Raw genomic sequence first — 20,273 nt, 5'->3', positions numbered from 1 at the left:
GTTTTTGACGGTTAGCGGCCATTTGTGCCACAGTCCGTAGTGTTCGGGCCGAGTGATCGGTCGGTCAATGCGAGTGTGGTGATGGGGTGACATGGCGATCGAATTGAGCTACTCGCCGGAAGTGTCGGAGCTCGTCGAAAAGACACGGGCGTTCGTCGAAGACGTGGTCCTGCCGGTGGAGGACCGCTTCGGCGGGGACATCGCCGCCGCGGGCGGCGACGCCGCGATACAGGAACTGCAGGCCGCCGCGCGGCAGGCCGGGGTATTCGCCCCCCACGCCCCGGTGGAATACGGCGGGCTGGGCTTGAACATGTCCGACCGCGCGCCGGTGTTCGAGGCCGCCGGTTACTCCCTGTTCGGTCCGGCGGCGGTGAACATCGCGGCCCCCGATGAGGGCAACGTGCATCTGCTGGCGGAGGTGGCCAGCCCCGAGCAGAAGGCTCGCTACCTGGCGCCGCTGGCAGCCGGCGAGATGCGCTCGGCATTCGCGATGACCGAGCCGGGGCCCGGCGCCGGCTCGGACCCGGCCGCGCTGACGACCAGGGCTGAACGCCGGTCGGGGGACTGGTACATCACCGGTCACAAGTGGTTCATCACCGGTGCCGACGGGGCCGGGTTCTTCATCGTCATGGCCCGCACCTCCGGGGAACCCGGTCAGCGTGGCGGCGCCACCATGTTCCTGGTTCCCGCCGACACCCCGGGCCTGACCGTCGGCCGGCACATCTCCACGCTGGACCGGTCGATGGTGGGCGGCCACTGCGAAGTGTTCTTCGAGGATGTCCGGGTTCCCGACGAAGCGGTGCTCGGCGAGGTGGACCGTGGATTCGAGTACGCCCAGGTGCGGCTCGGGCCCGCGCGGATGACGCACGTCATGCGGTGGCTCGGCGCCGCGCGCCGGGGTCACGACACCGCGCTGTCGCACGTGGTGCAGCGTCAGGCATTCGGATCGGCGCTCGCCGACCTGGGCATGATCCAGCAGATGGTGGCCGACAACGAGATCGACATCGCCGCCACCCGGGCGTTGCTGGTTCGCGCGTGCTGGGAACTGGACCAGGGCAGCACCGCCGGCGATGCGACGTCGATCGCCAAGACGTTCGCCGCCGAGGCGATCTTCCGGATCGTCGACCGCAGCGTGCAGATGTGTGGTGGGCTCGGCGTCTCCGAAGATCTGCCCCCGGCGCGACTCTCCCGCGAGGTGCGTCCGTTCCGGGTATACGACGGTCCCTCGGAGGTGCACCGCTGGGCCATCGCCAAACGGCGGGTCGGGGCGGCCCGTCGCGCGCTCAAGGATGCTTCGCAGTGACGGCCGATGCCCTGAATCCGGTTGCCCTGCGGCAGTACCTCATCGACAACGGCGTTCCGGTTCAGGGTGAACTCACCGTCGAACTGATCGCCGGCGGCCGCTCCAATCTCACCTTCAAAGTCAGCGACGAATCCTCGGCGTGGGTCGTTCGCCGCCCGCCGCTGGGTGGCCTGACCCCGTCGGCGCACGATGTGGGCCGCGAGTTCGTGGTGACCGAAAAGCTCTACGGCACCGGTGTTCCGATCGCCCGGCCGGTGGCCCTGGACGCCGAGGGCACGGTCTGCGGCGCGCCGTTGACCGTCACGGAGTTCGTGACGGGTCGGGTCTACCGGCACAAAGACGATCTGAGCACACTCACCGACGCTGAGCTGGCGGCGAATGCCGCGGCGCTGGTTCGGGTGCTGGTGGACCTGCACGCCGTGGACTACCGCGCCGTCGGGCTGGAGTCCTTCGGCAGGCCGGATGGATTCCTGGAGCGCCAGGTGCGGCTGTGGGCCCGCCAGTGGGAACTGGTCAAGACGCCGCACAACGACAGCGCACTGTCGAACGACGTGGCCAAGTTGGCCGCCGCGCTGTCCGCGGCCATCCCCCAGGCGACGCAACCGTCGGTGGTGCACGGCGATTTCCGCATCGACAACACGATCTGCGATCCCGAGCGGGCGGACGTCATCCGGGCGGTCGTGGACTGGGAGCTGTCCACTCTCGGTGACCCGCTCACCGATATCGCCCTGATGTGCGTCTATCGATCGCCGGCGTTCGACGGGGTCTTCGGTCACCCCGCCGCGTGGACCAGTACGCGCCTGCCGTCGTCGGATGCGCTGGCGCAGGAGTATGCACGGCGCTCCGGCCGCGACCTCAGCGACTGGAATTTCTACCTAGCCCTGGCGAACTTCAAGATCGGGGTGATCGCCGAAGGCATCACCCACCGAGCCCAGCACGGCGCAAAGGACGTGCAGAACGCCGGTGCAGCAGCGCAGGCCACGCCGGAATTCATCGCTGCGGCGCTGAAAGCTTTGCCCTAACCCGTGAGAAGTCGAGAAAGGTGAGTCGCGTGAGCGTATTGGACAAGTTCCGCATGGACGGCAAGGTCGCCGTGGTGACCGGGGCGTCCTCGGGCCTCGGCGTATATTTTGCCCGGGCCTTCGCCGAGGCCGGCGCGGATGTGGTGCTGGCGGCGCGGAGGGTGGAGAAGCTCGCGGAGGCAGCCGATCTCGTCAGCGCCACCGGACGCGCCGCACTGCCGGTCGCGACCGATGTCGCGGACCCGGAGGCGGCGACCAGAATGGTCCAGGCCGCGATCGAGCGGTTCGGCCGGGTCGATGTGTTGATCAACAACGCCGGGATCGGCACCGCGCACCCGGCCACCCGGGAAACCCCGGAGCAGTTCCGTGAGGTGATCGACATCAACCTCAACGGGGCCTACTGGGCTGCGCAGGCCTGCGGACGGGTGATGGAGCCGGGATCGTCGATCGTCAACATCTCCAGCATCCTGGGTCTGACGACGGCGGGCCTGCCGCAGGCGGCATACGCCGCCAGCAAAGCCGGGCTGATCGGTCTGACGCGCGACCTGGCGCAGCAGTGGGGAAGCCGGAAGGGCATCCGGGTCAACGCGATCGCGCCGGGGTTCTTCGAATCGGAGATGACCGAGCAGTACCGCCCGGGTTACCTGGAAAGCGTCGCGCACCGAATCGTGCTGGGCCGGATGGGAGACCCCGAAGAGCTCGCGGCCTCGGTGCTGTGGCTGGCTTCCGATGCCGGCGGCTACGTCACCGGACAGACCATCGCGGTGGACGGCGGCTTCACCATCAACTGAATCGGCGGGTGCAATCGCCGTTACGGTTGCGTGTATCTGCTGCGGTACAGGTGGTGTCTTGTAAGGCTTGAGGTTTGTCGTGGAGAAGACAACCTCATCTAGGAGAGCACCATGACGGACACCATCACCGGTCTGATGGAAGCCAACCTGCTGGACGTGTTCAACGAACGCGACCCGCAGCGCCGCGCCGCGGCGATCGCAGCGACCTATTCGGCGCAGGTGCAGTGGATAGACGACGAGGGCGTCGCCACGGGTCACGACGAACTGAACGCCAAGGCCGCTGAACTGCAGGAGAAGCTGCGCGGTCTGCATTTCGTGAAGGCCGGGCCGGTTCGTCAAACCCGCGGCCTTGGTTTCCTGGCCTGGGAGGTCCGCACCCACGACGAGGTCACCGTGGCGTCCGGCTTCGATGTGGCCGAGATAGCGGACGAACGCATCATCCGGATGTGGACGGTGCTCAACCCGCCTGAATAGCAACGACGCCGCGGACTCCGAAAAGGTACGCGACGGCTGGTATCGGACCGGCGACCTCGGCTACCGCGACGAGGCCGGGTTCCTGTACTTCGCCGGCCGTCGGGGCGACTGGATACGCGTGGACGGGGAGAACACCTCCGCGCTGACCATCGAACAGGTGCTGCGCCGGCATCCGCTGGTCATCAGTGCCGGCGTCTACGCGGTGCCCGATCCCCGCTCCGGTGATCAGGTGATGGGCGCCATCGAGGTGGCCGACCCCGACCGCTTCGACGTGGAGGCCTTCGCCGGCTACCTGACCGATCAGCCCGATCTGGGCAGCAAGGGTTTTCCGCGCCTCCTGCGGATCACGGCCAGCCTGCCGGTGACGGGCTCGAACAAGGTGCTCAAACGCCAACTGCAGGCCGAGGCCTGGCACACCGAGGAGCCGGTATATCGCTGGGCCGGGCGGGGTCGGCCCTCATACACCCGCATGAGCGCCGACGACAAAAGTTCGCTGGACGCCGCATTCGACTCCTACGGCCGGCAAAGCCACCTACCGGGCCACCGGCCGACCGGCGGCTAGTCCGGGTCGTCGTCGCGGCTCGGCCAGGGGCTGTAGTCGGCGATCAGCTCTTCCTGGGGCGGGCGGTGCGCATCCGGCACGTGCTGCAGGTTGATCCGCACGCGGTACCAGATCGAACTCGGACCGCGCATGCCGTCAAGCAGAACGTCTTCCGGCGCCAGCCGGTTCGCGGCGGCGGCGTGCCGCTCCCGCCACACGTCGAGGGCGGCCATCGCCTCGTCGCGGGTCTTGGTGCGGGCGATCTCGATCAACGGCAGCGGCGAGGTGCGCCGGCCGTCGACGCTCTTACGGGTGCCGCGTGGCGCCTTCGGAGCGGGGCCCTGCGCTTGCGCCAAGGCCAACAGCTCCTGCAGGGAGCCGAAGGCGTCGTCCATGCCCGCCCATGGATCACCGATCGCGGCGAACCGGTCCGGCACGGTGTCGATGGTGAACGACGCCGGGTCGCAGTAGGCGACCTCGTCCCAATTCAGCGGCGTAGACACCCGGGCGTCGACGGTGGCTCGCACCGAGTACGCCGAGGCGACCGTCCGGTCCTTGGCGTTCTGGTTGAAGTCGACGAAGACGCCGTGCCGCTCTTCCTTCCACCACCGGCTGGTGGCCAACCGCGGTGCGCGGCGCTCGATCTCGCGGGCCACCGCCTGTGCGGCCAGCCGCACCTGGCCGAACTGCCACTGGGGTGCGATGCGCGCATAGATGTGCATACCGCGCGAACCCGAGGTCTTGGGCCAGGCGGTCAATCCGTGCTCGGTGAGCACCTCGCGGGCCAGCAGCGTCACCTCGACGATCTGTGCCCAGTCGACTCCGGGCATCGGGTCGAGATCGATTCGCAGCTCATCGGGATGGTCGAGGTCGTCGGAGAGCACCGGGTGCGGATTGAGATCCACACAGCCCAGGTTGATCACCCAGGTCAGCCCGGCCGCGTCGTCGACGACGACTTCGTGCGCAGAACGGCCCGACGCATAGTGCAACTCGGCGACCGACACCCAATCCGGCCGGTTGGCCGGCGCCCGCTTCTGGAAGATGGCCTCGGCGTCGATGCCCTGCACGAAGCGCTTGAGAATCATCGGCCGCCCGGCCACGCCGCGCAGCGCACCGTCGGCCACCGACAGGTAGTAGCGGATCAGATCGAGCTTGGTCCGCGGCGGCCGGCCTCGTCCGCCCGGGAACACCGTCTTGTCCGGGTGGGTCACCACCACCCGCCGTCCCGCCACGTCCAGCGACAACCCGCCGGCCATGAGCGCCATATTAACGAGAGCGCACCGTCCCCCGCCCGACGGCGATCTGCGTCACATAAGGTTGTGCCATGGCTAAGCTCACCGACCTGCCCAGCCAGGCTGTAACCAAGCTCGGTCGCTATCTCGAACGCGGCGGGGCCGAGTTGCATTATCTGCGCAAGATCCTGCAGTCCGGGGCGCTGAAGCTGGAATCGCCGAAGGTCATCGCCAGCGCACTCTCCGACGGAGCGCGCTGGGGTGAGTTGGGGATGATTCCGGCGCTCAACGCCCGGCGCAACCCGAACGGCATCGCCGTCATCGACGACGACGGCAGCATCACGTTCAAGGAACTCGACGATGCCGTCAACGCCGTGGCCAACGGCCTGCTCGCGATGGGAGTCCGCGGCGGCGACGGGGTGGCGATCTTGGCCCGCAACCACCGCTGGTTCCTGATCGCCAACTACGGCTGCGCCCGGGTCGGTGCCCGGCTGATCCTGCTGAACAGTGAGTTCTCCGGCCCGCAGATCAAGGACGTCTCCGAGCGCGAAGGCGCCAAACTGATCATCTACGACGACGAGTACACCGCCGCCGTCGCGCAGGCCACGCCGGAGCTGGGCAAGTTGCGCGCACTGGGGGTCAACCCCGACAGCGACGAGCCGTCGGGCAGCGTCGACGAGACGTTGGCTCAGCTGATCGCGCGCAGCAGCAAGGCGCCGGCGCCCAAGGTCACCAAGCACTCCTCGATCATCATCCTGACGTCCGGCACCACCGGGACCCCCAAGGGCGCCAACCGCGCCACCCCGCCGACGCTGGCGCCCATCGGCGGCATTTTGTCCCACGTCCCGTTCCGGGCCGGGGAAGTGACGTCGTTACCGTCACCGATGTTCCACGCCCTGGGCTATCTGCACGGCACCCTGGCGATGTTCTTCGGCTCTACCCTGGTGTTGCGGCGCCGCTTCAAGCCCGCGACCGTGTTGGCTGACCTGGAGAAGCACAAGGTGACCGCGATGGTCGTCGTGCCGGTCATGCTGTCCCGGATCCTCGACGAGCTGGAGAAGACCAGTCCCAAACCGGATCTGTCGCACCTGCGGATCGTCTTCGTCTCCGGGTCGCAGCTCGGCGGGGAACTGGCGAGCCGGGCCATGAAGGACCTCGGACCGATCATCTACAACATGTACGGGTCCACCGAGGTCGCCTTCGCCACCATTGCCGGACCCGCCGACCTTCAGCACAACCCGGCGACGGTCGGCCCGGTGGTCAAGGGCGTCAAGGTCAGGATCCTCGACGACAACGGCAACGAAGTGCCGCAGGGTGAGGTCGGGCGAATCTTCGTCGGCAACTTCTTCCCGTTCCAGGGCTACACCGGTGGCGGCGGCAAGCAGATCATCGACGGACTGCTGTCTTCGGGCGATGTCGGCTACTTCGACGAGCGGGGCCTGCTCTATGTCAGCGGTCGCGACGACGAGATGATCGTCTCCGGCGGCGAGAACGTCTTCCCGGCGGAGGTCGAGGATCTGATCAGCGGACACCCCGACGTGATCGAGGCGACCGCCCTGGGCGTCGATGACAAGGAATGGGGCGCACGGCTGCGGGCCTTTGTGGTGAGAAAGGAAGGCTCCAGCGTCGACGAGGACACCATCAAGGTCTACGTCAAGGAGCACCTGGCCCGCTACAAGGTGCCGCGTGAGGTGATCTTCCTCGACGAGCTGCCCCGCAACCCCACCGGCAAGATCCTCAAGCGCGAGCTGCGCGACCTGTAGATCGCGGTTCCCGCCGCGCTGCGATCGAGGCTGCGGTTCCCGCCGCGAGCAGACACAGAATCGCACGCGGGAGTCCCCGCGAGTGCGATTCTGCGTCTGCTCGCGGGTTATCCCCAGGGGTGATTGGCCGCAGTCGGCACGCCTTCGCAGACTGCGGGCATGCATGCGGGTGCCTTGAAGCTCCTTGACGAACTCGGCGGGTTTGCCACGACGCGACAGTTGCTGACGGTCATGACACGCCAGCAGCTCGACGTTCAGGTGAACACCGGAGGGCTGTCCCGGATCTGGTACGGCGTCTACGGCGTGGGGGAGCCGGATCTGCTGGGCCGGCTGCGGGCGCTCGATCTGTTCATGGGGCAGCGTGCGATCGCATGTCTGGGGACGGCCGCTCGGCTCTACGGCTTCGATACCGAGGACACGACCGCAGTACACGTTCTGGATCCCGGCGTGCGGATGCGTCCGACCCTCGGACTCATGGTGCATCAGCGGGTTGGTGCCCAGTTGCGTTCGGTTGCAGGGCGTCTCGCTATCGCGCCGGCGTGGACAGCGGTGGAGATCGCGCGACAGCTGCAACGCCCCCGCGCGCTCGCAACGCTTGATGCAGCAGTGCACTCGGGCCGGTGCACTCCACCAGAGTTGGACCGGGCGGTGCTGGAGCAGGGCGGCCGCCGCGGCATCGTCGCGGTGCGTGAACTGATGCCCTACGTCGACGGGCGCGCAGAGTCGGCGATGGAAAGCGAAGCGCGACTGGTGATGATCGATTACGGCGTCCCGACGCCTGAGCTTCAATATCCGATCTACGGCCGCGACGGCCAGTTGTGGCGTGCCGACTTCGCGTGGCCTGATGTGAAGGTGGCCGCGGAGTACGAAAGCGTCGACTGGCATGCCGGCGGTCCAGCGATGTTGCGCGACAAGAAGCGCAGTGCAGGTATCCAAGACGTCGGCTGGACGTCGATTCCGATCGTTGCCGAAGACGTCCGACGCCATCCCGCGCGCACGGCCGCGCGAATCAAACGCCAGCTGGTGCGCTCACGGCTGGCAAGTTGAGGTGCGCGCCACCGCTGAGCAGACACAGAATCGCATCCGCAGGCGTGCCTGCGTGCGATTCTGTGTCTGCTCGCGGGAAAGGGTGACCGCCTACGGGTCGCGGGGCAGGCCCAGCAGACGCTCGGCGATGATGTTGAGCTGAACCTCTGAGGTGCCGCCGTAGATGGTGGTGGCGCGGCTCATCAACAGGAACTCGGCCCACTTGCCGGGAAGCTGGTCGCGGTCGCCGATCGCGGCATCCCCGCCGAACGTGCCCACCGCGAACTCGGCGTAACCCTGACCCGTGCGCATCGACAGCAGCTTGGACACCGCCGCTGCCGGCATCGGATCCTTGCCCGCCAGGGTCAGCAGGGTCGAGCGCAGGTTGAGCAGCTTGGCGGCGTGCCCCTCGGCGATCAGCTGGCCGGCCCGGCGCTGCGCGCCGTGGTCGAACTGCCCGTCGCGCATGAACTCCACGAAGCCGTCCAGGCTGGCCAGGAACGGCATCTCGGAGCCGCCGATGGAAACCCGCTCGGCCGTCAGCGTGTTACGGCTGACCTCCCAGCCGCGGTTCACCTCGCCGAGCACCAGCTCGTCCGGGATGAACACGTCGTCGATGAACACGGTGTTGAACATCGCCCCGCCGGTGAGTTCACGCAGCGGGCTGACGGTCACGCCTTCGCTCTTCATGTCCAGCAGGAAGTACGTGATGCCGTCGTGTTTCGGGGCGCTCGGGTCAGTCCTGGCCAGCAGGGCTCCCCAGGAGGAGAACTGCGCGGCCGAGGTCCAGATCTTCTGGCCGCTGATCCGCCAGCCGCCGTCGACCTTGGTCGCCTTCGTGGTCAGGCTGGCCAGGTCGGAACCCGCACCGGGCTCGGAGAACAGCTGGCACCAGATCTGCTCCCCGCGGAACGTGGGGGGCAGGAAACGCTGCTTCTGCTCCTCGGTGCCGAACGTCACGATCGATGGGATGAGCCACGCGGCGATACCCATCGACTGGCGACGCACCCGGCCGGTGGTGAACTCCTGCTCGATGATGATCTGCTCGATCGGCTCGGCGGCGCGTCCCCACGGCTTGGGCAGGTAGGGCAGCACCCAGCCGCCCTCGGCGATGGCGACCGTGCGCTGGTCGTGCGGCATGGCCTTGAGGGCTGCGACCTCAGCCCTGATCTCGGCGCGCAGCTTCTCGGTGTCGGGATCCAAGTCGATGTCGATCTTGCGGATACCGCCGGCGGTGGCGGTGTCGACCACCTGCTGGGGGTAGGCCGAGCGGTCGCCGAAGGAGGCGGCGAGGATCAGCGCGCGCCGGTAGTACACCCCGGCGTCGTGCTCCCAGGTGAATCCGATGCCGCCGTGCACCTGGATGCAGTCCTGGGTGCAGCGCTGGGCGGCGCTGGGGGCCAGGGTGGCGGCCACGGCCGTGGCGAACGCGACGGTCGGCGCCGCGGCTTGCCAACCGGGCGCCCCGCCCTCGGTCGCCTCGTCGATGGCCCGGGCGGCGTCCCACACCGCCGCGGTGGCCCGCTCGGTGTCGGCGATCATCTCCGCACACTTGTGCTTGATGGCCTGGAATTGACCGATCGGCCGGCCGAACTGCTCGCGGATCTTGGCGTATTCGGCGGCGGTGTCGGTGGCCCACCGGGCGACACCGATCGCCTCCGCGGACAGCAGCGTGGCGATGAGCGCCCGCGCCCGTACCTCGGTGAGGTTGCGCAGAACCGCGGCGTCGTCGACTTCGACGCCGTCGGCGCGCACGTGGGCGATGGGGCGCAGCGGGTCCACGCTAGCCACCGGCTCGATCTCGAGCTGGTCGGCGCGCAGCGCCACCCACAGCGCTCCGCCGTCGGTCGCCACGGGCAGTAGCAGCAGCGACGCCTGGGCGGCGGCGGCCACGGCGCGGGCCTGGCCGCGGATCACCAGACCCGATCCCGAAGCGGTGGCGGTCAGCCCGGGGTTGACGCTGTACGTGGCGATCACCTCGCCGCTGGCCAGTCCGCTCAGCTCGGCGGCGGCCGGATCGTGGGCGGCGATCAGGGCGCTGGCAACTGCGGACGGGACGAACGGCCCCGGCACTGCGCCGTAGCCGAACTCGGCGAGCACCACCGCCAGTTCCAGGATTCCGAAGCCCTGGCCGCCGACCTCCTCGGCCAGGTGCACACCCGCCAGGCCCTGTTCGGCGGCGGCCCGCCAATACGGGGGCGGGTTCTCGATGGGGCTGTCCATCGCGCCATGCAGCATCTCGGAGGGCACAGCGCGGGTCAGCAAGGACCGCACGGAATCGGCCAGGTCCTGGTGCTCGGAGGTGATCGCTATCGGCATCGATACGCCTTTCGGTTGTACGTGAGGTGAATCTAACAACCAGTCGGTTGGTTGACTACGTAGGACATTGGCTGCCCGTCACGCAGCCGGCGGCAGTTGTCGACGGCCGCGGCCAGGTAGCGCCGCATGGTGTCCGCGGTGTACCAGCTCACGTGCGGCGTCAGCACGACATTGTCCAAACCGAGCAGGGGATTGTCCGCGGTCACCGGCTCGACGGCGAACACGTCGAGGCCCGCGCCGGCCAGCCGCCCGCGGCTCAGCGCGGCCGCCAGCGCGGCCTCGTCGACGATCGGTCCGCGCGAGGTGTTGACCAGCACCGCCTCGGGCTTCATCTGCTGCAGGGCCGCCTCGTCGATCAATCCCTCGGTGGCATCGGTCAGGGGAAGGTGCAGCGAGACGATGTCGGCCGCGGCCAGCAGCTCCGGCAGGGGCCGCCAGCCCGGCGTGCCGTCGTCGCGGGTACTGGTGTGGATGACCTGCGCACCCATGGCACTCACGATATCGGCCACCCGTTGGGCGATGCTGCCGAAGCCGACCAGCCCGACGACGCAGCCGCCGATGTCCCGGCAGTGTTCGCCCAGGTCGGGATCGGTCGGCCAACCGTGTATCGCCCGGGTCGCTCGGTCCAGCGGCAGCAGCCGGCGCAGCACCGCCAGCATCAGCATCACGGTGCCCTCGGCGACCGAGGCGGCGTTGGCACCCGGCATATTGGCCACCGCTATGCCGCGCTGGGTGGCGACATCGACGTCGATGGTGTTGATTCCCACGCCGAACTTGTGCACCAGGCGCAACCGCGGTCCGCGTCGCAGGTCATCACCGGAGAGCGGACGCAGCACGTGCCAGAGCACCTCCGCCTCGGCCAATTCGCGGTAGAAGGTGGCGTCGTCGTCGGCGGCGCACCACCGGATGTCGAGCCAGTCGGATTCGGGCGCCACGAACGCCGAGACCTTCGGGCCGGGAATGAAGTGGGCCAGCACGCGCACGGTCACGGCTTTGCCTCGGGGGCGGGCGGGCACCACATGCTCAGGAACTCTCCTCGGGGTAGATGGCCCGGTAGATCACGTTGGCCAGGGTGCGGATGCAGGCCTCGTCGTCGGGGCCGTCGTCGTCGCGAGGCGTGGCGAGTTGGACGTAACAGAACTGGTTGAGCATCGAGACGAGCGCCACCGCGAGCAGGGCGGGGTCGTCGTCGGTGCAGTAGCCCTCGGCCTGGGCGCGCTTCACCGTTTCGGTGATGTGGCCGACGGGCACCGCGCAGATCTCCGCCCAGTACCGGGCGAAGTCGTCGTTGACCATCGCGAGCTGAGACACGCCGACCATCTCGGCCAGCCGATTGCGGTAGGTGTACCAGTGCGCGGCGGTGGCCTGCTCGATGCGTTCCCGATTGGTCAGCCCGTGCCGGGTCACGGTGGCCGCTCGCCGGCTGGCCTCGTCGCGGAACCGCAGCGCCCACTCCCGGACCATCGCCTCTTTGGACTCGTAGTAGTTGTAGAACGACGCCGCCGAACGGCCGGCCTCAGCGGCGATGTCGGCGATGGTGGCGGCCAGAACCCCCTTCCGGGTGATGACTGCGCGGGCGGCGGAGTCGATCGCGGCCTGGGTGCGTCGGCCCCGCTCGGTGGGCAGCGGGCCGCGGTGGCCGGGCTGCTCGGGGTGGGTAGACACCGGATCGGACTTCCTGTCTCGGGTCTGGCTGAAATCTGAATCTGATGTTAGATTCAGTTTCTGATCTTCGCCAGAGGAGTGTCACAATGATCAAACCGCACGGTGTGAACACCGAATTCGAAATCAGCGGGATCAATCACGTGGCGATGGTGTGCTCCGACATGGAACGCACCGTCGACTTCTACAGCAACATCCTGGGCATGCCGCTGGTCAAATCGCTGGACTTGCCCGCAGGTATCGGCCAGCACTTCTTCTTCGACGCCGGTAACGGCGACTGCGTGGCGTTCTTCTGGTTCCGTGACGCCCCGGATGGGGTGCCCGGCATCTCCGCGCCGGCCCACATACCCGGAATCGGCGAGATCACGAGTGCCGTCAGCACGCTCAACCACCTGGCATTCCACGTGCCGGCGGACAAGTTCGACGCCTACCGTCAACGGCTCAAGGAAAAGGGCGTGCGGGTCGGCCCGATCCTCAATCACGACGAGTCCGAGTGGCAGGCGAGCCCCACGGTGCACCCGGGGGTGTATGTCCGATCGTTCTACTTCCAGGACCCCGACGGTATTACGTTGGAATTCGCCTGCTGGACAAAAGAGTTCACCGGCGATGTCGAGCACGTCAAGCCCAAGACCGCCGCGGACCGCCGGGTTCCGGCGAGCACTTAGGCGCCCCGGGTCCACGCGCTGCTGGTGGCCGGATGCGAGTCCGGCGGGCCGGCGGCCTCGTTGTCGACCGAACGGTCGATACTGCATCGTGCGGTGCGCTAGTACGGTGCGACGGTATGAATGTTATCGCGCCCGTGGCCGGACTTTTGTTGGGCTGCGGCGCTATTGCGATCTATCTATACAGCAGAAATACCCGCCCGCGAAGGGCCCGGGGGCGGATCATCCCGCCGCCGGGCAAACAACAGGGCGAGGAGCTGCTCAACAATCCGCTGAGCTTCCGCACCTGCGCCGCATTGGAATCGGTCGCCGAGCGGCTGATCTCCGATATCACCCCATACCGGCAGGACCCCGGTACCCAACAGCTCTACCTGGCAGCCGCCGAGCCTGTCGAGGACAGCGCGGCGTTTGTGCTGATATTTAGGACTCCTGCGGAATTCGGGCCGCGATGTGTCATGGAGCAGACGGTCGTGCTCACCCCGTCCGGCGGCGGGACCTCGGGATCGCTTGTCGTCGAGGCATGGCAGACGGTGGATGGAGCCATGGATTCCGTTGCGGTACAGACCGCGAGGGCGGTACGCGCCGGTGTCCGCACGGCAATTGCGCGGTTGGACTCCGCTGCGGAGTTCAGCGACAACGTCTGAGCGCGCGAGGTTCAGCGCACCACTTCCCGGTGGACGGCGTCGAGCCGACGGGTCCAGCCCCGGGAGTCGAGGTATTCCAGCAGCGGGATCACTACCCGCCGTGTGGTGTTCAGCGCCTGTTTGGCTTGCGTCGCGGTGAAAGGCTGCCGCAGCCGAGCCAATTCGCGCATAGCCAAGGCGGGTGCACTCGGCAGCAGCACCAGATTGTCGTTGAGGCGCAACAGTCGCCCGAGTCGTGCGGCTGCCGCCAGCTCGCGCACCCCCAGTCCCAGGGCGGCCAGATCGTCGGCCTCCGGGGCATGAAACGGAGACGCGGCCAGCCGGGATTCCAGGTCGGCAATCGCCGCTTCGGCTGGGCCGAGGTCGCCGGGGTCGTCCGGCAGTCCGATCAGTCCGTCGCGCTGGATCAGCCCCGCATGGCCCACCAGCTCGTCGAGCAGTTCCGGTCCCGGTAGCGCGAGCAGATCCACGGCCGCGCCCCGGGAGAGCCCGGCAGACAACGGATCACGCTCCCGCAGCTCGCGCACCGCGCACCGCAGCCGGTCCCGCCACGATCGATACGTCGGGGCGTGGACCCACCAGCCGCGGATCACCGTCACCTGCGGGGGCGGGGAGGTGAGCTGGTAACCCAGCAACCGCAGCCGCCGCTCTGACACCGCGCCCCGCCGCGCCACCTCGGCGAGCACCCATCGGCTGCGGTCGGTGGGATCGGCACCGGCCAGCTCTTCGGCGCGGCGGGCCGCGGCACCGCGCCGCCGCAGCGCAGGAGGATCTGGGTCGAGCACCCACACCCCGCCCAGCACCCGGCCGGCTCCCGGGTCGCGTACCAAGAGCCGATCCGAAAACGTCAGCGGCAGGGCACAGGCCAAGCTGAGGCGGGCGTGACCGGCATCAAGGCGCCGCAGTCGGGCCGGGGTCGCCGCAGTGCCCACATGCACCACCAGTTGCTCGGGTGCCTCGGCCAGCGGGCGGCCGGCGGCGTGGCGAACGTCGGCCACCGCGGTGGTCAGCCACTCGTCGGGCCGCACCAGGACGTCTCCGCGGCGTACCTCACCGGAAGCCACGCCGCGCAGATTGACGGCCACCCGCGCGGTCGGCCCCAGGGCCGGATGCGGCTCGCCGCAGCTCTGCAATCCCCGGATGGCCACCGGGCGAGGCTGGCCGCGACACAGCAGCAGCAGGTGCTCGCCGACGGCCAGGGTCCCCGCGGTCAAAGTGCCGGTCACCACCGTTCCGGCCCCGGTGATGCTGAACGACCGGTCGACCCAGAGCCGAACCCGCTCGTCTTCTGACGGCGCGGGGATACCGGCCAGCAGCTTGTCCAAAACCGCCCGCAGGGTGTCGAGACCGGACCCTTGGGCAGCAGACACCGCGACGATCGGGGCATTGTGGATACCGGTGTGCGCCAGCTTGGCTCGGACCTGCGCCGACACCTCGGCGACGCGCTCAGAGGTGGCCCGGTCCGCGCGGGTGAGCGCCACCACCGCATGTGATATGCCCAGGGCGGCAATGGCGTCGCGATGATCGGACGACTGCGCACACCAGCCCTCGTCGGCCGCGACCACGAAACAGACCACTGTCGCGGGACCCAGACCGGCCAGCGTATTGGGGAAGAAACGTTCGTGGCCCGGGACGTCGACGAAGGCCACCCGCCGGCCCGACGGCAGCGCGGTCCAGGCGAAACCCAGATCGATGGTGAGTCCGCGCCGACGTTCCTCGGCCCACCGGTCGGGTTCCATCCCGGTGAGCGCGCGCACCAGGGTCGACTTCCCGTGGTCGACGTGGCCGGCGGTGGCGACGACGAACATGCTCAGGAGATCCGGGCGAGTGCGGTCCGCACCGCATCCAGCAGTGCAGGGTCGTCGGTTTCCGGCACGCAGCGCAGGTCCACCAGGCAGGCGCCGTCATGCACGCGGGGCAGCACCGCGGGATCGCCGCCGCGCAGCGGACCGGCCGCCGCCTCGGGCAGCCGGACCGCCCAGCCCGGCAGTGGAACGCCCGGCGCTCCGCCGCCGCCGACCCGGCCGTCGTGTGCCACCACGGTGCCACCCACCGCGGCGGCCAGTTGCGCGGCCCGGGAGCGCAACCGGGCGGGGTCGGCGTGCAGAGCCCTGGTCACAGGTGCGTCGGCGCCGGACACGGTGGCTTCTAGGGCGGCGAGCGTGAGCTTGTCGGCGCGTACTGCGCGCGCCAGCGGGTGCCGCGCCAACCGGGCGACGACATCGGAACGTCCCAAGACGACTCCGGCCTGCGGACCGCCGAGCAGCTTGTCGCCGCTGGCGGTCACGATGTCGGCACCGGCGCTCAGTGTGGTGGCCGCATCCGGTTCGCCGGGCAGCAGCGGATCCGGCGCCAGCAGCCCGCTGCCGAGATCGGCCACCAATGCCACATCGTGTTCGGTCGCCAAGGCCCGTAATGCCGAAACATCGACCGCCGCCGTGAAACCGTGTACGGCGAAATTGCTGGGGTGCACCTTCAGAATGCACCCGGTCTGCGGGCCGAGCGCCTCGGCATAATCGCGCAGATGGGTGCGGTTGGTCGTGCCGACCTCCCGCAACCGGGCCCCGGTCGAGGCGATCAGGTCCGGCAGGCGAAAGCCCGCCCCGATCTCGATGAGCTCACCCCGGCTGACGACCACCTCACGGCCGGCGGCCAATGCGGTGGTGGCCAGCACCAGTGCCGCGGCGCCATTGTTGACCACCAGGGAGTCCTCGGCTGCCGGGCACGCCGCCAGCAAAGCGGCGCGGGCCGCCACCCCCCGTGCCGAGCGCGCGCCGGTGGCCAGATCCAGCTCGACGTCCACGTAGCCGCTGGCTGCCAGCAGCGCCTCGGTCGCTGCTGCCGACAGCGGCGCTCGGCCCAGGTTGGTGTGCACCACCACTCCCGTGGCATTGAGCACCGGTCGCAGCGCCGTCGCTCGACAGCGTGAAAGGGTTTCCAGGACAGCCTTTTCGACTTCGTCTGGGTTCAACTCGCCGCGTCTGGCCTGATCCTGTGCGTCACGAACCACACCCCGCACGACATGCTCGCCGAGCCGTGCGCGGGCCGCTCGAACCGGTGGCAACATCAGCAGCGCATCGGTGCGCGGAATGGCGCGGCGCGGATCGGCTTCGGTCACAGCTCCTCCTGGATGTGCAGCTGGCGGAGGCGGACGGGAATCGAACCCGCCAGGCCGAGCTACTCGGCCTCACCGGTTTTGAAGACCGGGGAGCCCACCAGGACTCAGACGCCTCCGTTGATCAACCTAGTCAATGCCGTGGTCGGCGGCCTGTTTCGGTCCGAGAACCAGGGGTCGACGAAGGATCGGGCGCACACCGCTGTGGGTAGCATGACGCCTGAAGGAGGCCGTGACCATGACCAGCCAAGCCCTCGGCGGCCAGATCTATGAGCCGGCAGGGGTGGAGATCCGCGCCCGCGACGTCGAGTTCGACTGGTCGGCGACCCCGCTGCACTGGATAAAGGGTGAGCCGGTGGCCTCCGACATCGTGTGCATCCTGCACGTGCTGCTTCCCGAAGGCGAGCGGTGGTTCTGCAAGGTGTTCAACGAGGCACTGCCCTACGTCAAAGACGAAGATCTGGCCCGCGCGATGCGTGGTTTCATCGGCCAGGAGGCGATACACGCCGAGGCGCACGACAAAGCGGTGACGGAGTTCCTGGAAGCGCGGGGTGTGGACACCGGGCCCGCGCTGCGCCAGTTCGAGTACCTGTTCCGGCGGCTGCTGGCGCCGCGCAGTCAGCGCTTTGCCCGCACCCGATACAACGACATGGTGCAACGGTTGTGGCTGATCGCGGCGATCGAGCATTACACCGCCATTCTGGGTGACTTCGTCCTGAACTGCTCGTGGGACGACTACGACGTCGACCCGACGATGGCCGACATCTGCCGCTGGCACGGCGCCGAGGAGATTGAGCACCGCTGCGTTGCCCACGACGTGGCGAACTACTTTCACCCCGGCTACCTCAACCGCTGCCGAGCCATGGTCACCGCATTGGTCTACCTGGGGTTGATGATTCACCGGGCGATCGGATTCATGTGCCGCTCCGACCCCAGCATCAGCCACTCCTATTTCGGACTCTGGTGTGAGTACCTGCGCGGGTCGCGGCGCAACATCCTGCCCCAGCTGCGGCAGGTGCTCAAATACACGGCCGTCTACTTCAAGCCGTCGTTTCACCCGGCGTCGATCGGCTCCACGGCGCAGGCCGTCGCCTACCTGGCCACCTCGCCGGCGGCACGCAGGGCTCGGCGTTGAGCGCAGCACACGACGGGGTGGGCTCGCGATTCCGGCCGCTGGACGAAATGCCGGGGGAGGTTCCGCCGCACCTGTACGGCCGATGGCGTCACGACCCGCTCCTGTGGCTGTCGGACCTGCTGGCCAAGGTCGCGATCCCCACGTTCAGCGTGTTGATGCGGCGCCGCAGGCTGGCCGAACCGGAGCAGACGCGCCAACTGCGGGTGGTAGGACGCGAGATCGTCGCGCACGACAAGGACGTGGTGGCGCTGACGCTGGCCGCCGTCGACGACAAGCCGCTGGCCCGCTGGACCCCCGGTGCGCACCTGGACCTGCTGTTGCCCTCGGGGCGGATGCGGGAGTACTCGCTGTGCGGGGATCCGGCCGATTCCGGCAGTTACCGCATCGCGGTGCGTCGCATCCCCGACGGCGGCGGCGGGTCGATCGAAGTGCACGACACGTTGCTGCCCGGCGCCACGGTCACCGTCAAGGGACCCCGCAACGGCATGCCCATGGCCGTTCCCGGCTTCGGTTCGCCGGCGCGGCATCTGCGGTTCGTCGCCGGCGGCATCGGGATCACGCCCATCCTGCCGATGCTGCGCGCCGCCGAGCGCCTGGGCCTGGACTGGTCCATGGTCTACACCGGCCGCAGCGCGGACAGCATCCCGTTCATCGCTGAGGTGCAGCAGTTCGGCGCCAAGGTGAGGGTGCGCACCGACGACACGCAAGGGCTGCCCAGGGCTGCCGACCTGATCGGTGACGTACCCGGTGCCACAGCGCTGTACGCCTGCGGGCCTCCGGCGATGCTCGAGGTCCTCCGGCAAGGCCTGATGGACCGTACCGACGTGGAGCTGCATTACGAACGCTTCTCTGCGCCACCTGTTCTCGACGGCAAGGCGTTCACGGTGACGCTCGCCCGCAGCGGCACCACCGTCACCGTCGGCGCAGACCAGAGCGCGCTGGCCGCCATCCTGGCGGTCGAGCCCGCCACCCCCTACTCCTGCAAGCAGGGGTTCTGCGGCACCTGCCGCGTCCGGGTGGTCGACGGGACGGTCGACCACCGGGATCAGACCCTGACCGATACCGAACGTTCCCGCGGCGACATGCTGGTCTGCGTGTCCCGGGCGGCCGGCGACCACCTCATGATTGACGTATGACCGAACTGCGACTGACCGGCTTCGCCCACGGCGGCGGCTGCGCGTGCAAAATCCCCCCTGGCGAACTGGAAGACGCGGTGCGCGGCCTGACCGGGCAGTCCGGCAAGGGTGTCTTGGTGGGCCTCGACGACGGCGACGACGCCGCGGCGGTGCTGGTGCGCGACGACCTTGCCGTGCTGTCCACCGCGGACTTCTTCACTCCCGTCGTCGACGATGCGTACGACTGGGGCCGGATTGCTGCCGCCAACGCGCTGTCGGACATCTACGCGATGGGCGGGCGCCCGGTGGTCGCGATCAACCTGGTCGGCTGGCCGCGGGAGAAGCTGCCGATGGAGTTGATGACCGAAGTGCTGCGCGGCGGGCTGGCGGTGGCCGAACAGGCGGGCTGCCCGGTGATCGGCGGGCATTCCATCGACGATCCCGAACCCAAGTACGGCATGGCCGTCACCGGAGTGGCCGACCCGTCGAAGCTGCTGCGCAACGACGCGGCCGAGCCCGGACTGTCGTTGACGCTGACCAAGCCGCTGGGGGTGGGCCTGCTCAACAACAGGCACAAACGCACCGGCGAGGTCTTCGACGAGGCGATCGCCACCATGGTCGCGCTCAACCGCGACGCCGCCGAAGCAGCGGTGTCCCATGGGGTGCGGGCGGCCACCGATGTCACCGGCTTCGGGCTGCTGGGCCATCTCTACAAGATGTGCCGCGCGTCGGGGGTCGGCGCGGTGATCGACCGTGCCGCGGTGCCGCTGCTGGAGGCAGCGCGCGAGGCGTTGGACGCCGGCTTCGTGTCCGGCGGCACCCGCCGCAATCTGGAGTGGGTGCGCCCGCACGTACGCACCGGATCCGGGGTCACCGAGGACGATCTGCTGCTGTTGGCCGACGCCCAGACCTCCGGAGGCCTGCTGGTGGTGGGCGAGCTTCCCGGACATCCGGTGATCGGGCACACCGTGGCCGGCAGTGGCATCGAGGTGCGCTAGCCCATAGCTGGTGCATAGCCAGGACCTAGCGGTGGCTGGTGTTCGCCCCGGCAAGATGCCCTACATGAGCGAAGTACCCGAGAACACAGCCGCCTCGCCGGCGGCGCCCGCCGAGTTCAAGCCCTACTGGCTCTACCGGCTTGCCGCCTGGGTCGCGATCGTCGCCGGGACTGTCTTCATCGTGTCGTCGATCTTTTTCGCCGGCGTGTGGGTCAGTCACGGCGGACCGCGTGGCCACCACTGTCCCGGTGGGCACGGGCATCATGCCCAGCACGCGATGCTCCACAAGGGCCCGCACCGTCCGGGGCCGATGTGGTGGGGGCCGGATCGGCCGGGCCCTGAGGAACTGCCACCGCCGGTGACCACCACGGCGCCCACGCCGGGCCGCTGAGCCCGACCGGCACCGACCGCGCGGCCGCCGCCTCCTCGGCGAAGGGCGGCGGCCGGCGTCGTTCTGGGGCATGATGGATC

18 protein-coding genes, 1 tRNA gene and 1 pseudogene are annotated in these 20,273 nt (G+C 68.7%); 13 read left to right on the top strand and 7 right to left on the bottom strand.

The features are described 5' to 3' along the window. Positions 1 to 91 precede the first annotated feature (91 nt). From G6N14_RS16235 to G6N14_RS16215, 5 genes and pseudogenes are all read left to right on the top strand, one after another. On the top strand, positions 92 to 1,303 hold the full coding sequence (locus tag G6N14_RS16235; RefSeq protein WP_085134128.1) for an acyl-CoA dehydrogenase family protein: 1,212 nt from the start codon (positions 92 to 94) through the stop codon (positions 1,301 to 1,303). Then, the gene (locus tag G6N14_RS16230; protein ID WP_085134127.1) at positions 1,300 to 2,325 is read left to right on the top strand and encodes a phosphotransferase family protein; all 1,026 of its coding nucleotides are present in this window, start codon (positions 1,300 to 1,302) and stop codon (positions 2,323 to 2,325) included. The genes G6N14_RS16235 and G6N14_RS16230 overlap by 4 nt, the downstream gene beginning before the upstream one ends. A 29-nt stretch (positions 2,326 to 2,354) precedes the next feature. Continuing rightward, positions 2,355 to 3,116, top strand: a complete 762-nt coding sequence (locus G6N14_RS16225; protein WP_085134126.1) for an SDR family NAD(P)-dependent oxidoreductase — start codon at positions 2,355 to 2,357, stop codon at positions 3,114 to 3,116. 111 nt (positions 3,117 to 3,227) lie between these two features. Continuing rightward, entirely contained in the window at positions 3,228 to 3,590 is a 363-nt protein-coding gene (locus G6N14_RS16220; RefSeq protein ID WP_165756865.1) for a nuclear transport factor 2 family protein, read from the top strand. Beyond that, a pseudogene (locus G6N14_RS16215) lies at positions 3,589 to 4,152 on the top strand (AMP-binding enzyme); the annotation flags it as partial. The gene G6N14_RS16220 and the pseudogene G6N14_RS16215, both read left to right, overlap by 2 nt. Here the strand turns inward: G6N14_RS16215 and G6N14_RS16210 are convergent. After that, positions 4,149 to 5,387 carry a DNA polymerase domain-containing protein gene (locus G6N14_RS16210; protein WP_109559689.1) on the bottom strand — a complete coding sequence of 413 codons (1,239 nt, stop codon included), beginning with the start codon at positions 5,385 to 5,387 and terminating at the stop codon, positions 4,149 to 4,151. The pseudogene G6N14_RS16215 and the gene G6N14_RS16210 overlap by 4 nt on opposite strands. Before the next feature lie 68 nt (positions 5,388 to 5,455). Here G6N14_RS16210 and fadD2 point away from each other — a divergent pair, with 68 nt between their 5' ends. Continuing rightward, a complete protein-coding gene (gene fadD2, locus G6N14_RS16205) occupies positions 5,456 to 7,126 on the top strand; it encodes a long-chain-fatty-acid--CoA ligase FadD2 (protein ID WP_085134124.1) in 1,671 nt (556 codons plus the stop codon). 159 nt (positions 7,127 to 7,285) lie between these two features. Next, positions 7,286 to 8,173, top strand: a complete 888-nt coding sequence (locus G6N14_RS16200) for a type IV toxin-antitoxin system AbiEi family antitoxin (RefSeq protein ID WP_085134123.1) — start codon at positions 7,286 to 7,288, stop codon at positions 8,171 to 8,173. A gap of 90 nt (positions 8,174 to 8,263) precedes the next feature. On the opposite strand, the gene G6N14_RS16195 is transcribed toward G6N14_RS16200, so the two are convergent. The 3 genes from G6N14_RS16195 to G6N14_RS16185 are packed head-to-tail and all read right to left on the bottom strand — an operon-like array spanning position 8,264 to position 12,136. Beyond that, positions 8,264 to 10,471 (bottom strand): acyl-CoA dehydrogenase family protein, encoded by a 2,208-nt coding sequence (locus G6N14_RS16195; protein ID WP_085134122.1) that lies wholly within the window; start codon positions 10,469 to 10,471, stop codon positions 8,264 to 8,266. Positions 10,472 to 10,503: 32 nt separating this feature from the next. After that, positions 10,504 to 11,454, bottom strand: a complete 951-nt coding sequence (locus tag G6N14_RS16190; RefSeq protein WP_085134205.1) for a 2-hydroxyacid dehydrogenase — start codon at positions 11,452 to 11,454, stop codon at positions 10,504 to 10,506. Between the two features lie 40 nt (positions 11,455 to 11,494). Next, complete coding sequence (locus tag G6N14_RS16185) at positions 11,495 to 12,136, bottom strand: TetR/AcrR family transcriptional regulator (protein WP_085134121.1); 642 nt, start codon at positions 12,134 to 12,136, stop codon at positions 11,495 to 11,497. 86 nt (positions 12,137 to 12,222) lie between these two features. On the opposite strand from G6N14_RS16185, the gene G6N14_RS16180 reads away from it, so the two are divergent. Beyond that, complete coding sequence (locus G6N14_RS16180; protein ID WP_046318043.1) at positions 12,223 to 12,798, top strand: VOC family protein; 576 nt, start codon at positions 12,223 to 12,225, stop codon at positions 12,796 to 12,798. 134 nt (positions 12,799 to 12,932) lie between these two features. Further along, complete coding sequence (locus tag G6N14_RS16175) at positions 12,933 to 13,439, top strand: hypothetical protein (protein WP_133054890.1); 507 nt, start codon at positions 12,933 to 12,935, stop codon at positions 13,437 to 13,439. Between the two features lie 11 nt (positions 13,440 to 13,450). Here G6N14_RS16175 and selB read toward each other — a convergent pair whose 3' ends face one another. The 3 genes from selB to G6N14_RS16160 all read right to left on the bottom strand — a co-directional run bounded on the left by selB (position 13,451) and on the right by G6N14_RS16160 (position 16,673). After that, positions 13,451 to 15,247, bottom strand: coding sequence for a selenocysteine-specific translation elongation factor (gene selB / locus G6N14_RS16170; RefSeq protein WP_085134119.1), 1,797 nt, complete (start codon positions 15,245 to 15,247; stop codon positions 13,451 to 13,453). Positions 15,248 to 15,249: 2 nt separating this feature from the next. Further along, positions 15,250 to 16,557, bottom strand: a complete 1,308-nt coding sequence (gene selA / locus G6N14_RS16165; protein WP_085134118.1) for an L-seryl-tRNA(Sec) selenium transferase — start codon at positions 16,555 to 16,557, stop codon at positions 15,250 to 15,252. Between the two features lie 21 nt (positions 16,558 to 16,578). Further along, a tRNA-Sec gene (locus G6N14_RS16160) sits at positions 16,579 to 16,673 on the bottom strand. A 119-nt stretch (positions 16,674 to 16,792) separates the two neighbouring features. Between G6N14_RS16160 and G6N14_RS16155 the strand changes: the two genes are divergently transcribed. From G6N14_RS16155 to G6N14_RS16140, 4 genes are all read left to right on the top strand, one after another. Continuing rightward, a complete protein-coding gene (locus tag G6N14_RS16155; RefSeq protein WP_085134204.1) occupies positions 16,793 to 17,689 on the top strand; it encodes a metal-dependent hydrolase in 897 nt (298 codons plus the stop codon). A 17-nt stretch (positions 17,690 to 17,706) separates the two neighbouring features. Continuing rightward, positions 17,707 to 18,825 carry a PDR/VanB family oxidoreductase gene (locus tag G6N14_RS16150; protein ID WP_407663173.1) on the top strand — a complete coding sequence of 373 codons (1,119 nt, stop codon included), beginning with the start codon at positions 17,707 to 17,709 and terminating at the stop codon, positions 18,823 to 18,825. Beyond that, positions 18,822 to 19,802, top strand: coding sequence for a selenide, water dikinase SelD (gene selD, locus G6N14_RS16145; RefSeq protein ID WP_085134117.1), 981 nt, complete (start codon positions 18,822 to 18,824; stop codon positions 19,800 to 19,802). The genes G6N14_RS16150 and selD overlap by 4 nt, the downstream gene beginning before the upstream one ends. Positions 19,803 to 19,866: 64 nt before the next feature. Beyond that, complete coding sequence (locus tag G6N14_RS16140) at positions 19,867 to 20,193, top strand: hypothetical protein (protein WP_085134116.1); 327 nt, start codon at positions 19,867 to 19,869, stop codon at positions 20,191 to 20,193. The last annotated feature ends 80 nt before the right edge of the window (positions 20,194 to 20,273 follow it).

Source organism: Mycolicibacter hiberniae (assembly GCF_010729485.1).
Taxonomy (GTDB): Bacteria; Actinomycetota; Actinomycetes; order Mycobacteriales; family Mycobacteriaceae; genus Mycobacterium; species Mycobacterium hiberniae.
This window is presented reverse-complemented; position numbering and strand designations above follow the sequence as displayed.

Excerpts from the sequence above, each read along its gene's own strand:
- G6N14_RS16200 (WP_085134123.1), top strand. The coding sequence starts at position 7,286 with ATGCATGCGGGTGCCTTGAAGCTCCTTGACGAACTCGGCGGGTTTGCC.
- G6N14_RS16220 (WP_165756865.1), top strand. The coding sequence starts at position 3,228 with ATGACGGACACCATCACCGGTCTGATGGAAGCCAACCTGCTGGACGTG.
- selD (WP_085134117.1), top strand. The coding sequence starts at position 18,822 with ATGACCGAACTGCGACTGACCGGCTTCGCCCACGGCGGCGGCTGCGCG.
- G6N14_RS16180 (WP_046318043.1), top strand. The coding sequence starts at position 12,223 with ATGATCAAACCGCACGGTGTGAACACCGAATTCGAAATCAGCGGGATC.
- G6N14_RS16140 (WP_085134116.1), top strand. The coding sequence starts at position 19,867 with ATGAGCGAAGTACCCGAGAACACAGCCGCCTCGCCGGCGGCGCCCGCC.
- G6N14_RS16155 (WP_085134204.1), top strand. The coding sequence starts at position 16,793 with ATGACCAGCCAAGCCCTCGGCGGCCAGATCTATGAGCCGGCAGGGGTG.
- selB (WP_085134119.1), bottom strand. The coding sequence starts at position 15,247 with ATGTTCGTCGTCGCCACCGCCGGCCACGTCGACCACGGGAAGTCGACC.
- G6N14_RS16195 (WP_085134122.1), bottom strand. The coding sequence starts at position 10,471 with ATGCCGATAGCGATCACCTCCGAGCACCAGGACCTGGCCGATTCCGTG.
- fadD2 (WP_085134124.1), top strand. The coding sequence starts at position 5,456 with ATGGCTAAGCTCACCGACCTGCCCAGCCAGGCTGTAACCAAGCTCGGT.
- G6N14_RS16210 (WP_109559689.1), bottom strand. The coding sequence starts at position 5,387 with ATGGCCGGCGGGTTGTCGCTGGACGTGGCGGGACGGCGGGTGGTGGTG.
- G6N14_RS16235 (WP_085134128.1), top strand. The coding sequence starts at position 92 with ATGGCGATCGAATTGAGCTACTCGCCGGAAGTGTCGGAGCTCGTCGAA.